This is a genomic window from Streptomyces sp. WAC04114 (assembly GCF_019733245.1).
In the GTDB taxonomy this organism is placed as follows: domain Bacteria; phylum Actinomycetota; class Actinomycetes; order Streptomycetales; family Streptomycetaceae; genus Streptomyces; species Streptomyces massasporeus_A.
The window spans coordinates 1-14,073 of record NZ_JAIGQA010000092.1 but is presented as its reverse complement, the minus strand read 5'-3'; the positions used below and the strand labels follow the sequence as shown (position 1 = coordinate 14,073).

10 protein-coding genes and 1 pseudogene are annotated in these 14,073 nt (G+C 70.0%); 5 read left to right on the top strand and 6 right to left on the bottom strand.

The window, feature by feature from the left end:
- Positions 1-22: 22 nt before the first annotated feature.
- Both K4G64_RS22745 and K4G64_RS22740 read left to right on the top strand, forming a co-directional pair.
- Positions 23-1,609 carry a Na+/H+ antiporter gene (locus tag K4G64_RS22745; RefSeq protein WP_221757868.1) on the top strand — a complete coding sequence of 529 codons (1,587 nt, stop codon included), beginning with the start codon at positions 23-25 and terminating at the stop codon, positions 1,607-1,609.
- A gap of 61 nt (positions 1,610-1,670) precedes the next feature.
- The gene (locus tag K4G64_RS22740) at positions 1,671-2,411 is read left to right on the top strand and encodes an SDR family NAD(P)-dependent oxidoreductase (RefSeq protein ID WP_221757867.1); all 741 of its coding nucleotides are present in this window, start codon (positions 1,671-1,673) and stop codon (positions 2,409-2,411) included.
- A gap of 63 nt (positions 2,412-2,474) precedes the next feature.
- On the opposite strand, the gene K4G64_RS22735 is transcribed toward K4G64_RS22740, so the two are convergent.
- Positions 2,475-3,620: a mechanosensitive ion channel family protein gene (locus K4G64_RS22735; RefSeq protein ID WP_221757866.1), complete on the bottom strand. Its 1,146-nt coding sequence runs from the start codon at positions 3,618-3,620 to the stop codon at positions 2,475-2,477.
- 92 nt (positions 3,621-3,712) lie between these two features.
- On the opposite strand from K4G64_RS22735, the pseudogene K4G64_RS22730 reads away from it, so the two are divergent.
- Positions 3,713-4,297 (top strand): annotated as a pseudogene (locus tag K4G64_RS22730) (dienelactone hydrolase family protein); the annotation flags it as partial.
- 4 nt (positions 4,298-4,301) lie between these two features.
- Here the strand turns inward: K4G64_RS22730 and K4G64_RS22725 are convergent.
- The 4 genes from K4G64_RS22725 to K4G64_RS22710 all read right to left on the bottom strand — a co-directional run bounded on the left by K4G64_RS22725 (position 4,302) and on the right by K4G64_RS22710 (position 9,061).
- Positions 4,302-5,972, bottom strand: a complete 1,671-nt coding sequence (locus tag K4G64_RS22725; RefSeq protein WP_221757864.1) for an alkaline phosphatase — start codon at positions 5,970-5,972, stop codon at positions 4,302-4,304.
- An 80-nt stretch (positions 5,973-6,052) separates the two neighbouring features.
- Positions 6,053-6,877: a thioredoxin domain-containing protein gene (locus K4G64_RS22720; protein WP_221757863.1), complete on the bottom strand. Its 825-nt coding sequence runs from the start codon at positions 6,875-6,877 to the stop codon at positions 6,053-6,055.
- Positions 6,878-6,955: 78 nt separating this feature from the next.
- Positions 6,956-7,651, bottom strand: coding sequence for a hypothetical protein (locus K4G64_RS22715; RefSeq protein ID WP_221757862.1), 696 nt, complete (start codon positions 7,649-7,651; stop codon positions 6,956-6,958).
- A 69-nt stretch (positions 7,652-7,720) separates the two neighbouring features.
- Complete coding sequence (locus tag K4G64_RS22710; RefSeq protein WP_221757861.1) at positions 7,721-9,061, bottom strand: DUF2252 domain-containing protein; 1,341 nt, start codon at positions 9,059-9,061, stop codon at positions 7,721-7,723.
- Between the two features lie 217 nt (positions 9,062-9,278).
- Here K4G64_RS22710 and dnaE point away from each other — a divergent pair, with 217 nt between their 5' ends.
- Positions 9,279-12,818, top strand: a complete 3,540-nt coding sequence (gene dnaE, locus K4G64_RS22705) for a DNA polymerase III subunit alpha (RefSeq protein WP_221757860.1) — start codon at positions 9,279-9,281, stop codon at positions 12,816-12,818.
- Between the two features lie 96 nt (positions 12,819-12,914).
- Here the strand turns inward: dnaE and K4G64_RS22700 are convergent, their stop codons facing one another.
- Entirely contained in the window at positions 12,915-13,082 is a 168-nt protein-coding gene (locus K4G64_RS22700; RefSeq protein ID WP_097216088.1) for a hypothetical protein, read from the bottom strand.
- A 221-nt stretch (positions 13,083-13,303) separates the two neighbouring features.
- On the opposite strand from K4G64_RS22700, the gene K4G64_RS22695 reads away from it, so the two are divergent.
- Positions 13,304-14,073: NYN domain-containing protein (locus K4G64_RS22695; protein ID WP_221757859.1), on the top strand; the 770-nt coding region annotated here is incomplete at its 3' end.

Genomic DNA, 14,073 nt, shown 5'->3' with positions numbered 1-14,073 from the left:
TTGACCTCCCGGAGCGCTGACCGTGGATCAGTTGGCCCTGCTGTTCGTGCTGCTGCTCGGGGCCGTGGTCAGTGTCCCCGTGGGCGACCGCTTCAAGGTGCCCGCGCCGGTGCTGATGACGCTCCTGGGGATAGTCCTCGCGCTGCTGCCGTTCGTGCCGAATGTCGAGATCGCGCCGGACCTGATCCTGCCGCTGCTGCTGCCGCCCCTGCTGTACGCCGCCGTGCGGCGCACGTCGTGGCGGCAGTTCGCGGCGAACAAGAGGCCGATCTTCCTGCTGGCCGTGGCCCTGGTGTTCGTCACCATGGCCTGTGTGGCCGCCGTGGCCGACGCGATCGTGCCCGGGCTGCCGCTCGCCGCCGCCTTCGCGCTGGGCGCGCTGGTGGCGCCGCCGGACCCGGTCGCGGCGACGGCCGTGGCCGGGCAGCTGGGGCTGCCGCGCCGACTGGTGTCGATCCTGGAGGGCGAGGGGCTGTTCAACGACGTCACGGCCATCGTCCTCTACCACGTGGCGATCGCCGCAGCCGTCAGCGGGACGTTCTCGCCCTGGAAGGCCGGGCTCGATCTGGTGCTGTCGGCCGTGGTGGCGGTGGCCGTGGGCCTCGCGCTCGGCTGGGGCGCGAACAAGCTGATGGAAGTGCTCGGCGACCCGACGCTGCAGATCGGGCTGACCCTGCTGGTGCCGTACGCCGCCTACGTCATGGCCGAGGAACTGCACGGATCCGGTGTGCTCGCCGTGCTCACCACCGCGCTGTTCCTCGCGGAGTACGGCTCGGACGCCGACGACGTCATGACCCGGCTGGCCGGGCACACCTTCTGGAACATCGTCGACACGCTCGTCACCGGCGTCGCCTTCGGGCTGGTCGGTCTCGAACTGCACAACGCCATCAACACGGCCTCCGGGCGATGGGGCGAACTGCTCTGGTGGGCGGCGGTCGTGGTGGTCGTGGTCGTCCTCGCGCGGCTGCTGTGGCTGCTGCCGGCGACCTGGCTGACCAAACGGCTGCACGCCCGGCGGGACTACGACGAGGACATCCCGGTGAGCTGGCGCGAGACCGTGGTGATGTGGTGGTCGGGAATGCGCGGAGTCGCCTCGGTCGCGCTGGTGCTGGCGATCCCGCTGGAGACCGATGCCGGTGCGCCGTTCCCCAGCCGGGACGAGATCATCTTCATCGCCTTCGGGGTGATCATGGCGACGCTGGTGCTGCAGGGGCTGACGCTGCCGTGGCTGGTGCGCCGGCTCGGGGTGAAGGCCGACGAGGACAAGGAGAAGGAGTTCGCGAAGGCACTGGCCGTCCGCGCGGCCAAGGCGGCGAAGCGGCGGCTGCGGGAGATCGAGGACGGCGAGGAACTCCCGGAGGAACTGTCCGAGCAGATGCTGCGGCGGGCCTACGAGATCGGCGTGCGGATCAGTCCCGAACTGGCCGAGGACGAGCGGCGCGAGGCGTACCGGGAGGGCGCCCGGCGGGTGAAGCGGGTCCGGCGGATCCAGCAGGAGATGCTCAGCGCGGCGCGGCACGAGGTGCTGGCGGCGCGCAGCGAGCCGGGGGCGGATCCCGAGGTGGTCGACCGGGTTCTGCGCCACCTCGACGTGCGCAGTCTGCGGTGAGGCCGACGGCAGCGGCCGCCGTTGTGACCTCGGGCGGTCGGGGCGTCGTAGGGTCGTTCGTATGGCACGGAATGTAGTGATCAGTGGTGGAGGAACGGGAATCGGGCTCGCGGCGGCCCGGGTGTTCGCGGCCGGCGGAGACCAGGTGCTGCTGCTCGGGCGGCGCGCCGGCGTGCTGGAGAAGGCCGAGGTGCCCGGCGCACTGACGTACGCGGCCGATCTCGCCGAGCCGGAGGACGTGCGCGGCGTCGCCGCCTTCGTGGAGCGGGAGTTGGGGGCGGTGGACGTCCTCGTGCACAGCGCCGGGGGCAACGGGCTGCTCGAACCGGACGCCCCGGACGGCGACCCGCTCGCGGCCGTCGCGCACACCTGGAGCGTGAACTTCCGGCTCAACACCCTGACGGCGGTCCTGCTCACCGAGGCGCTGAAGCCGCGGCTCGCCGAGCCCGGCGGCCGGGTGCTCTTCCTCGGCTCCATCGCCGCCTACCGGGGGTCCGGGAGCGGGGCGTACGCGGCGGCCAAGGCGGGGCTGCATCCGTACGCCCACGATCTGGCCCGGCAGTTGGGGCCGCGCGGCATCACCGTGAACGTCGTCGCGCCCGGGTACATCGAGGACACCGAGTTCTTCGGGGACGCGATGGCCGAGGAGCGGCGGGCGCGGCTCATCGCCGAGACCTCGAACGGGCGGGCCGGCACCCCGGGGGATGTCGCCGAGACGCTGCACTGGCTGGCCTCCCCGGGCGCCGGGCACATCACCTCGCAGATCATCCAGGTCAACGGCGGCGCCGAGCGCGGCCACTGAACCGCCGTACGGCAGGAGGGCTCCCCGCGCCGCGGGGAGCCCTCCTGCCGTACGACCGTGGGATCACCGCTCCGGCCGTCCCGAGTGGTGGTTGCCGTGGTAGCGGCGCTGCTGAGCCGGCACGCCGTCCTGGGACGGACGGTGTCCGTTGCCGTTGCCGTTGCGGGACGGCGGCAGGATCGCGTCCGCCGTGTTGACCCGGGGCAGGGCGTACGGATGCTCGTCGGCCAGCCAGCCCATCATCTGCTCGCGGACCGCGACCCGCACCGTCCAGATGTCGTCCGCGTCCTTGGCCGTCACCAGGGCCCGCACCTGCATGGTGCTCGGGGTGCTGTCCGTGACGGACAGGTTGTAGGCGCGACCGTCCCAGGCCGGGCACTCCCGCAGGATGTCGCGGAGCTTTTCGCGCATCGCCTCCACGGGGGCGGAGTGATCGACGTGCCAGAAGACGATGCCCGTCATCTGCGGGGTGCCGCGCGACCAGTTCTCGAACGGCTTGGACGTGAAGTACGACACCGGCATGGTGATGCGGCGCTCGTCCCAGGTGTGGACGGTCAGGTAGGTCAGGGTGATCTCCTCGACCGTGCCCCACTCGCCGTCCACCACCACGGTGTCGCCGATGCGCACCATGTCGCCGAAGGCGATCTGGAACCCCGCGAACATGTTGCTCAGGGTGGACTGGGCGGCGACACCGGCGACGATGCCGAGGATGCCGGCCGAGGCCAGCAGCGAGGCGCCCGCCGCCCGGAACGCCGGGAACGTCAGCAGCATCGACGCCGCGGCCACCACGCCGACGATCGCCGACACCACCCGCATGATCAGTGTCACCTGGGTGCGCACCCGGCGGACCCTGGCCGGGTCGCGGTGGGCGCGGGCGCTGGCGTACCGGCTGTACGACGTCTCGACGACCGCGGCCGCGATACGGATCACCAGCCAGGCGGTCGACCCGATCAGGATCAGGGTCAGCGCCCGGCCGATGGCCTCGTCGCGGCTCGGAAGCAGTTCCGCCTCGTCGTACGACCCTCTCAGCAGGGCCGCGAAAAGGACCAGCATGTAGGGGATGCGGCCACGGCGGAGCAGGCCCCACAGCGGGGTCTCGTGGTGTCGTTCGTCGGCCTTGCGCAGCAGGAAGTCGGTGGCCCAGCCGATCACCAGCGTGAGCACGACCGAGCCACCGACCACGATCAGCGGTCGTAGCAGGTTCTCCATGCCCCCGAACCTAACCGGCTCGCGGGGTGCATGAACATGTGACTTCCGCTGCGTCGTGGGTAGTGCCGTGATCCCGGCTTGTCACACCCGGCTGGCACCATGGCCTCATGAACATCATGCTCTTTCACTCGACCTTCGGGCTGCGGCCCGCGGTGCTCCGGGCCGCTGACCGGCTGCGCTCGGCCGGGCACGAGGTGTGGACGCCCGACCTCTTCGAGGGACGCACGTTCGAGTCGGTCGAGGAGGGCATGGAGCACAAGGAGAAGATCGGCAAGGAGGAGCTGCTGAAGCGGGCCGTGCTGGCCGCCGCTCCCTACTCCGAGCGCGGGCTGGTGTACGCCGGGTTCTCGCTCGGCGCCTCCATCGCCCAGACCCTCGCCCTCGGCGACGACAAGGCCCGCGGCCTGCTGCTCCTGCACGGCACGTCGGACATCGCCCCGGACGTCACGGCGGACGACCTGCCGGTCCAGCTGCACGTGGCGGAGCCGGACCCCTTCGAGACGGACGACTGGCTCAGCGCCTGGTACCTCCAGATGGGCCGCACCGGTGCCGACGTCGAGGTGTACCGCTACGCCGGGGCCGGCCACCTCTACACCGACCCCGACCTGCCCGACTACGACGAGGAGGCCGCCGAGACCACCTGGCGGGTGGCACTCGGCTTCCTCGAGACCCTGTAGGCGGTTACACCGGGTCGTAGGTGCGCTCGACCTTCTGCGTGCCGCTGCGGGTGCGGTACGAGCGGGACCACTTGGCCGTCGCGTCGCGCCTCGCGCGGTCGGAGATGACGTAGAAGTCCATCTGCGCGCGCTCGGCCGTGATGTCCAGGACGCCGTAGCCGTGGCGGTCGGTGTCGACCCAGTGGACATGGCGGTTGGCGGCGCGGATGACCGGCGAGGCGACCGCGGAGACCGTGCCCTCCGGGACCTTGACGATGTCGTCGAGGTTGTCGGAGGTGACCGACGTGACCACGAACTCCGTGGCGGCCGACGGGGACAGCGGATACGTACCGGCGTCCACCGGCACGTCGTTGGCCCAGGCCATGTGGATGTCGCCGGTGAGGAAGACGGTGTTGCGGATCGCGTTCGTCCGCAGGTGCGCCAGGATCTCGCGGCGGTCGTCGGTGTAGCCGTCCCACTGGTCGGTGTTGAGGGCGAGGCCCTCCTGCGGCAGGCCCAGCAGCTTGGCCAGGGGCTTGAGCAGATCGGCGGAGAGCGAGCCGACGGCGAACGGCGAGATCATCACCGAGTTGCCGACCAGCCGCCAGGTGGTGTCGGACGCCGTCAGCCCCGTCTTGAGCCAGTCCAGCTGCGCGCGGCCGGTGAGCGTGCGGTCCGGGTCGTCGACCTCGCCGTTGCCGACCTTGACCTGCTGCGAGCGGAAGGAGCGCAGGTCCAGCAGCGAGAGGTCGGCCAGCTTGCCGAACCGCAGCCGGCGGTAGGTCGTGCCCCCGATCGCCGGGCGCACCGGCATCCACTCGAAGTAGGCCTGCTTGGCGGCGGTCTGCCGGGCGGCCCAGGCGCCCTCCGCGCCCTCGGTGTGGTTCTCCGCGCCGCCCGACCAGGCGTCGTTGGCGAACTCGTGGTCGTCCCAGATCGCGACGACCGGGGCCGTGGCGTGCAGCGCCTGGAGGTCCGGGTCGGTCTTGTAGCGGGCGTGCCGGATGCGGTAGTCGGCGAGCGTGACGATCTCGTGGGCCGGGGCGTGCGGGCGGACGACCTTGTCGCGGGTGCCGTACTCGCCGGTGCCGTACTCGTAGATGTAGTCGCCGAGGTGCAGCCAGGCGTCCAGGTCGCCGCGGGCCGCGAGGTGGCGGTACGGGGAGAAGTAGCCGGCCTCCCAGTTCGCGCAGGAGACCACGCCGAAACGGAGACCCTGGACGGCGGCGTCCGCCGCCGGCGCGGTGCGGGTGCGCGCCGCCGGGGAGTCGGTGCCGCCGGCCGAGAAGCGGAACCAGTAGTCGGTGGCCGGCTGCAGGCCGCGGATGTCGGCCTTCACGGTGTGGTCCGAGGCCGCCGTCGCGGTGGTGGAGCCCTTGGCGACGACGCTGCTGAACGCCTTGTCCCTGGCGACGACCCAGCTCACCTCGGTGTCGGGGCCGGTTCCGGAGCCGGGTATCGCCTCCGGGACCGGGGTGACGCGGGTCCACAGCAGGATGCCGTCGGGCAGCGGGTCACCGGAGGCGACGCCGTGCAGGAAGGCGGGGGCCTGGTCGACGGCGCGCGCCGGCAGGGTCGCCGCCAGCGGGCCGGCCAGGACAGCGGTCGCCGCCGCGGCCTTGACGACCGTACGGCGGCGCGGAGTGAGGGAGTTGAGGCCCTCTGACGTATTCGACGATCTGTATCGACTGGTCACGACCGATCAGGTTACTGGTCGGTATGCGCCAGAGCGGGCGAACTCCGGAAGTTCGCCCGCTCTTTGACCGCAGGACGTGATCAGCCCTTGAGCGCCGCGTCGATCGCCTTCGTGTAGTCAGCAAGGGTGCCGGGAGCGCTCTGACCGTCGCTGCCGGTGACCTTCTTGCCGTCCATGAGCAGCGTCGGCGTACCCCTGAAGTCGTACTTCTTGCCGTCCGCGTCGAACTTCTCGGCCATCAGCAGCGCCCACTTGTCGTAGGTGCCGTCCTTCACGGCCTTCTGGAACGTCTTGTTGCCCTTGAGGGCGTCGACCGTGTCCGCCACCTTGATCAGGTAGTCGTCGTCCTTGAACTTGTCGTCCGTCTCGTCGGGGTGGTACTTCGCCGAGTAGAGCGCCGTCTTGTAGTCCAGGAACGCATCGCTGCTCACGTTCAGGGCGGCGCCGAGGGCGCTCAGGGCATTCTTCGAACCCTCGCCGGGGACGTTGCCGTCGATGAAGGTCGCGCCGACGAACTGGAGCTTGTACTTGCCGTCCTCGACGTCCTTGTGGATCGTCGAGCCGAGGGTCTGCTCGAACTGGGCGCACGCGGGGCAGCGCGGGTCCTCGTAGACGGCGAGGGTCTTCTTGGCGCTGTCCTTACCGATGACGACCGTCGTGCCGTCCTTGCCCGACGTGTTGGCAGGCTCGACGAGCTTGGCGCTCTTCGCGGCTTCCCAGTCGTCGGGCTTGTTGGCCTGGACGACCGCGTAGCCGATGCCGCCGGCTATCGCCAGCACGCCGACGATGGAGCAGGCGACGACGATCTGCCGCTTGGTCTTCGCCCGCTTGGCCTCGCGCTCGCGCTCGATGCGCAGCCGCTCGCGGGCCGCCGTCTTCGCCGACTGGCTGTTGCGCTTGCTCATGGTGATGTTCTCCTGGGGGACGCGCACACCGGTGTGTGTGCGGGATACGTAAAGGGCCTGCCGGTGCTCGAAAGTGCCTTACGCGAAGGCGGGTGAGCACGGCGGTCCACGCCGTCCCAGGGAGTACGTGAGGACCCGGTCGCGGGCGGTGGGCGTACGGTCCGCGGCGCGCGAGGACGGCCGGTGTCCGGACGGGGCCCGTTCCACGGTCACCGCGGCGACCGCCAGCAGCAGCGGACGGAACGTGGTCGCCGTCACCGCCCGCAGCAGCTGGCCCAGGGCCCGCTCGCCGCGGCGCAGCCAGACGGCCGCGAGGAGCCCGACGCCGATGTGCGCGCCGAGCAGCAGCCAGGCCGTGACGGGCTCGGTGTGGACGACGGCGGCCGCGAGCCGGTCGGTGCCGGTGACCCCGGCCATCCGGGCCAGCGGCGTGCCGACCTCGCCCCCGCCGCAGAGCACGTCCAGGCCGACCGACCGCAGGGGACCGGTGACCGGACCGCCCGCCGGGCCGTAACAGGCGTGCTGGCCCGTGGTGAACACCGTGTCCGCGGCCAGTTCCAGCGGGATCAGCAGGGCCGCGATCCGCCCGAAGGAGCGCTCCCGGCCCGCCAGGGCGAACGCGATCACGAACACGGCGGTGGCGACCGCGGCCACCGTGCCCACGGGCAGCGGGGCCCGGGACAGCAGCACGTGCGACGCGGTGCTGAGCGTCACGACCACGGCCGTGAACAGCGCCGCGCGCACGGCTCTGAGCTGGATCCCGGATATGTCCATAGCGATAGGAGAGTCTGTCATGGGGGCAGGTAAGGGACCCCTAAAGGATGCCTGTGAGAGGCCTTTCCGTCACAGGCCCGGAATTCGTCCGTTGCGGAACAGGTCCACGAAGGTCTGGTGGTCGGCACGCGCGCGGGCGCCGTAGCTGTGCGCGAAGTCGACCAGCAGGGGCGCGAAGCCCTCCTCGTCGGCCGCGATCGCCGCGTCGATGGCCCGCTCCGTGGAGAACGGCACCAGGGACTCACCGGACTGGTCGTCCGCCGCCGAGTGCATCGAGGCCGTCGCCCGGCCGAGGTCGGCCACCACCTGGGCGATCTCCTCCGGGTCGTCGATGTCGCCCCAGTCGAGGTCCACCGCGTACGGCGAGACCTCCGCGACCAGCTGGCCCGCGCCGTCCAGCTCGGTCCAGCCCAGCCACGGGTCGGCGTGCGCCTGGAGGGCCCGCTGGGAGATGACCGTGCGGTGCCCCTCGTGCTGGAAGTAGTCGCGGATCGCCCGGTCCGTGATGTGCCGGGAGACCGCCGGGGTCTGGGCCTGCTTGATGTAGATCACGACGTCGTTCTCCAGGGCGTCGCTGTGCCCCTCCAGCAGGATGTTGTACGACGGCAGCCCCGCCGAGCCGATGCCGATGCCGCGCCGGCCGACGACGTCCTTCACGCGGTAGGAGTCCGGACGCGTCAGCGAGCTGTCCGGGAGCGTCTCCAGGTAGCCGTCGAAGGCGGCCAGCACCTTGTAGCGCGTGGCCGCGTCCAGCTCGACGGAGCCGCCGCCCGGGGCGAAGCGGCGCTCGAAGTCGCGGATCTCCGTCATCGAGTCCAGCAGGCCGAAGCGGGTCAGCGAGCGGGCGTCACGCAGCGCGTCCAGCAGCGGACCCTGCGCCGTGTCCAGGGTGAACGGCGGCACCTCGTCGCTCTTCGCGCCCGTCGCCAGGGCGTGGATCCGCTCGCGGTAGGCGACCGCGTAGATCGTCACCAGCTCGGAGATCTGCTCGTCGCTGAGCGCCTTCGCGTAGCCGATCAGCGCCAGGGAGGCGGCCAGGCGCTTGATGTCCCAGGTGAAGGGGCCGACGTAGGCCTCGTCGAAGTCGTTGACGTTGAAGATCAGGCGGCCGTTGGCGTCCATGTACGTGCCGAAGTTCTCCGCGTGCAGATCGCCGTGGATCCACACGCGCGAGGTGCGCTCGTCCAGGTACGGCCCGCCCCGCTTCGGGCCGAACTGATCAGACACCGTCAGGTCGTGGTAGAAGAGGCCCGCCGTCCCGCGGTAGAAGGCGAAGGCGGAGGCCGCCATCTTGCGGAACTTCACGCGGAACGCGGCCGGGTCGGCGGCCAGGAGCTCGCCGAAGGCGGTGTCGAAGACGGCGAGGATCTCCTCACCGCGGTGCTCGTCGTCGAGCTGCGGGAACGACATCGCTGGGTGCCTCCTGGTGCATGCGTTTCAGGGCGGCAGGTCCGCCCTCTCCCTAACGTGCGGCGGCCCGCGGGAGTGCCCGCGAACCCTCGCACGAAGGTACGCGGGTCAGCCCTCCAGGTGTCAGTGGCGAGGCATAGACTTCGACGCTGTCCCCCAGACTGTCCGCAGCCTGCCGGGCCCCATTCGTCGTCTGTTTTCTCTGGAGGCCGCAGCCGTGTCGAAGCCGCCGTTCACGCACCTGCACGTCCACACCCAGTACTCGCTGCTGGACGGTGCCGCGCGGCTGAAGGACATGTTCAACGCGTGCAACGAGATGGGCATGACGCACATCGCCATGTCCGACCACGGCAACCTCCACGGGGCGTACGACTTCTTCCACTCCGCGCAGAAGGCCGGGGTCACCCCGATCATCGGGATCGAGGCCTATGTCGCGCCCGAGTCCCGGCGCAACAAGCGCAAGATCCAGTGGGGCCAGCCGCACCAGAAGCGGGACGACGTCTCCGGTTCCGGTGGCTACACCCACAAGACGATGTGGGCGGTGAACAGCACCGGCCTGCACAACATCTTCCGGCTGTCCTCCGACGCCTACGCCGAGGGCTGGCTGCAGAAGTGGCCCCGGATGGACAAGGAGACCATCGCCCAGTGGTCCGAGGGGATCGTCGCCTCCACCGGCTGCCCCTCCGGCGAGGTCCAGACCCGGCTGCGCCTCGGCCACTTCGACGAGGCGCTCAAGGCCGCCGCCGACTACCAGGACATCTTCGGCAAGGACCGCTACTTCCTGGAGCTGATGGACCACGGCATCGAGATCGAGCACCGGGTCCGCGACGGCCTCCTGGACATCGCCAAGAAGCTCGGCATCCCCCCGCTGGTCACCAACGACTCGCACTACACGTACGCGCACGAGGCGACCGCCCACGACGCCCTGCTGTGCATCCAGACCGGCAAGAACCTCTCCGACCCCGACCGCTTCAGGTTCGACGGCACTGGCTACTACCTGAAGTCCACGGACGAGATGTACGCCATCGACTCCTCGGACGCCTGGCAGGAGGGCTGCGCCAACACCCGCCTGATCGCCGAGATGGTCGACACCACGGGCATGTTCGAAAAGCGCGACCTCATGCCCAAGTTCGACATCCCCGAGGGGTACACGGAGGTCAGCTGGTTCCGCGAGGAGACCCTGCGCGGGATGCACCGCCGCTTCCCGGACGGCATCCCGGACGACCGCATGAAGCAGGTCGAGTACGAGATGGACACCATCATCTCGATGGGCTTCCCGGGCTACTTCCTCGTGGTCGCCGACTTCATCATGTGGGCCAAGAAGCAGGGCATCGCGGTCGGCCCCGGCCGAGGCTCCGCGGCCGGCTCGATCGTCGCGTACGCCCTCGGCATCACCGACCTCGACCCCATCCCGCACGGCCTGATCTTCGAGCGGTTCCTCAACCCCGAGCGCATCTCCATGCCCGATGTCGACATCGACTTCGACGAGCGCCGGCGCGTCGAGGTGATCCGGTACGTGACGGAGAAGTACGGCGCCGACAAGGTCGCCATGATCGGCACCTACGGCACCATCAAGGCCAAGAACGCGATCAAGGACTCCGCGCGCGTGCTGGGCTACCCGTACGCGATGGGTGACCGCCTCACCAAGGCCATGCCCGCCGACGTCCTCGGCAAGGGCATCAACCTCGACGGCATCACCAACCCCGAGCACCCCCGCTACTCGGAGGCGGGCGAGATCCGGGCGATGTACGAGAACGAGCCGGACGTGAAGAAGGTCATCGACACCGCCAAGGGCGTCGAGGGCCTGGTCCGGCAGATGGGCGTGCACGCCGCCGGTGTGATCATGTCCAGCGAGACCATCACCGACCACGTGCCCGTCTGGGTCAGGCACACGGACAAGGTCACCATCACCCAGTGGGACTACCCGAGCTGCGAGTCGCTCGGCCTGCTGAAGATGGACTTCCTCGGCCTGCGCAACCTGACGATCATGGACGACGCCGTCAAGATGGTGAAGTCCAACAAGGGGGTCGACATCGACCTCCTGAGCCTCCCGCTCGACGACCCCACGACCTTCGAACTGCTCCAGCGCGGCGACACCCTCGGCGTCTTCCAGTTCGACGGCGGCCCCATGCGCTCGCTGCTCCGGCTGATGAAGCCGGACAACTTCGAAGACATCTCCGCCGTGTCGGCCCTGTACCGCCCGGGCCCCATGGGCATGAACTCCCACACGAACTACGCGCTGCGCAAGAACGGCCAGCAGGACATCACGCCCATCCACCCCGAGCTGGAGGAGCCGCTCAAGGAGGTCCTGGACGTCACCTACGGCCTGATCGTCTACCAGGAGCAGGTGCAGAAGGCCGCCCAGATCATCGCCGGCTACTCGCTCGGCGAGGCCGACATCCTCCGCCGCGTGATGGGCAAGAAGAAGCCCGAGGAGCTGGCGAAGAACTTCGTCCTCTTCCAGGAGGGCGCCCGCAAGAAGGGCTTCAGCGACGAGGCCATCCAGGCCCTGTGGGACGTGCTGGTCCCCTTCGCCGGCTACGCCTTCAACAAGGCGCACTCCGCCGCGTACGGACTCGTCTCGTACTGGACGGCCTACCTCAAGGCGAACCACCCCGCCGAGTACATGGCCGCGCTGCTCACGTCCGTGAAGGACGACAAGGACAAGTCGGCCGTCTATCTCAACGAGTGCCGCCGGATGGGCATCAAGGTGCTCCCGCCGGACGTCAACGAGTCGATGTCCAACTTCGCGGCCCAGGGCGACGACGTGATCCTCTTCGGCCTCTCCGCCGTCCGCAACGTCGGTACGAACGTGGTCGAGTCGATCATCAGGTGCCGCAAGTCCAAGGGGAAGTACGTCTCCTTCCCGGACTACCTCGACAAGGTGGAGGCGGTGGTCTGCAACAAGCGCACCACCGAGTCGCTGATCAAGGCCGGCGCCTTCGACGCCATGGGCCACACCCGCAAGGGCCTCACCGCGCACTACGAGCCGATGATCGACAACGTGGTCGCGGTCAAGCGCAAGGAGGCCGAGGGGCAGTTCGACCTCTTCGGCGGCATGGGCGAGGCCGAGACGAGCGAGCCGGGCTTCGGACTCGACGTGGAGTTCTCCTCCGACGAGTGGGACAAGACCTATCTGCTCGCCCAGGAGCGGGAGATGCTCGGCCTGTACGTCTCCGACCACCCGCTGTTCGGCCTGGAGCACATCCTGTCCGACAAGGCCGACGCGGGCATCTCCCAGCTGACCGGCGGTGACTACTCCGACGGCTCCGTGGTCACCATCGGCGGCATCATCTCCGGCCTGCAGCGCAAGATGACCAAGCAGGGCAACGCCTGGGCCATCGCCACCGTCGAGGACCTCGCCGGCTCGATCGAGTGCATGTTCTTCCCCGCGACCTACCAGCTGGTCTCGACCCAACTCGTCGAGGACGCCGTGGTGTTCGTCAAGGGCCGCCTCGACAAGCGGGAGGACATCCCGCGGCTCGTGGCGATGGAGCTGATGGTGCCGGACCTGTCGAACGCGGGCACCAACGCGCCGGTGATCCTCACCATCCCGGCCACCCGCGTCACCCCGCCGCTGGTCAGCCGCCTCGGCGAGGTGCTCAGCCACCACAAGGGCGACAGCGAGGTCCGGATCAAGCTCCAGGGGCCGACCAAGACGACCGTGCTGCGACTGGACCGGCACCGGGTGAAGCCGGACCCGGCGCTCTTCGGTGACCTGAAGGTGCTGCTCGGGCCGTCCTGCCTGGCCGGGTGACGCGGATTTTGACGCACTCGAGGGGCGTACCCGGCATCGGGTACGCCCCTCGTGCGTGTGCGTGACGCATGGGCCCAACAGCCCGTCACGCAGACGTCAGTTGTGGCCGAAGCTGCGCTTTCGCTTGCCGGACGGCGCCATCTCGCCGGGGGTCACCTCGACCTCGGCCTGGGGCTCCGTCTGCGAGGCGGGGCTGCGGTCCGCCCGCTGACCACGCTCGGTCGGACGCTGCTGCTTACGGTCACGGTTCTTGTTCTTGGCCATGGTGTTGCCTCCTGTGGGGGACTAGGGGCCAGGGCCGGGACCAGATTCACACAGGCCGACAACGATCGCATGTCGGACAATTACCGTGCGTGACAGGGGTGGTCGGAGCGGGAAGTCCCGAAACGCCACGCCGAAGATCGAGTTCCGGCCGTTAACCTCCGCGCCGTCGGGCAGACTCGAAGCAGGCCCGAAGCAAACCTCCTGGGAAGAGGGTGAGTCGCGTGGACCGCTGCATCGTCCTGGTGGACGCTGGGTATCTGCTGGGAGCCGCGGCGAGTCTCCTCGCCGGGGAGCCTTCGCGGTCCCGCATCACCGTCGACCACACCGCCCTCATCCAGGGGCTGCGCGAACGCGCCGAATCCGACACCCAGCAGCCACTGCTGCGCATCTACTGGTTCGACGGCGCCCCCGACCGCGTCCCGCAGCCCGAGCACCGCAGGCTGCGGGTGATGCCCCGGGTCACCGTCCGGCTCGGCGCGCTGACCCGCAGCGACGGCCGCTGGGCGCAGAAGGGCGTGGACGCCGCGATGCACGCCGAGCTCACCGAACTGGCCCGCAACCGCGCCTGCTCCGACGTCGTCCTCGTCACCGGCGACGGCGATCTGCTGCCCGGCATGATGGCCGCCAAGGAGCACGGCGTCGCGGTCCACCTGTGGGCCGTCCAGGCCGCCGACGGCGACTACAACCAGTCCGAGGACCTGGTCGCCGAGGCCGACGAGCGGCGCGTCCTGGACCGCGCGTGGATCACCAAGGCCGTCCGCGCCAAGGACTACACCGGGGTGTGCGCGCCGCAGCCCGCGCCCCGGCCCGAGATCGCCGCGATCCTCTCCGCGCCGCTGCCCGAGTCCGCGCTCGGAGCCCCGGCCGAACGCCCCGCCCCGCAGCCCCGCCACCCGGCGGACGGGCCCGGGCCGAACGGCACCGAGGAGCGGGTGGCCGCCAAAGGCGTCCCCACGCCCAAAGACCTGGCCGCCCTGCGCGCCCCCGGCAC

What these genes read in the sequence shown, in the direction of transcription:
- K4G64_RS22710 (WP_221757861.1), bottom strand. Translation starts at nt 9,061, where the DNA reads ATGTCGTTCCCGCAGCTCGACGACGAGCACCGCGGTGAGGAGATCCTC.
- K4G64_RS22715 (WP_221757862.1), bottom strand. Translation starts at nt 7,651, where the DNA reads ATGGACATATCCGGGATCCAGCTCAGAGCCGTGCGCGCGGCGCTGTTC.
- K4G64_RS22720 (WP_221757863.1), bottom strand. Translation starts at nt 6,877, where the DNA reads ATGAGCAAGCGCAACAGCCAGTCGGCGAAGACGGCGGCCCGCGAGCGG.
- K4G64_RS22740 (WP_221757867.1), top strand. Translation starts at nt 1,671, where the DNA reads ATGGCACGGAATGTAGTGATCAGTGGTGGAGGAACGGGAATCGGGCTC.
- K4G64_RS22735 (WP_221757866.1), bottom strand. Translation starts at nt 3,620, where the DNA reads ATGGAGAACCTGCTACGACCGCTGATCGTGGTCGGTGGCTCGGTCGTG.
- K4G64_RS22700 (WP_097216088.1), bottom strand. Translation starts at nt 13,082, where the DNA reads ATGGCCAAGAACAAGAACCGTGACCGTAAGCAGCAGCGTCCGACCGAG.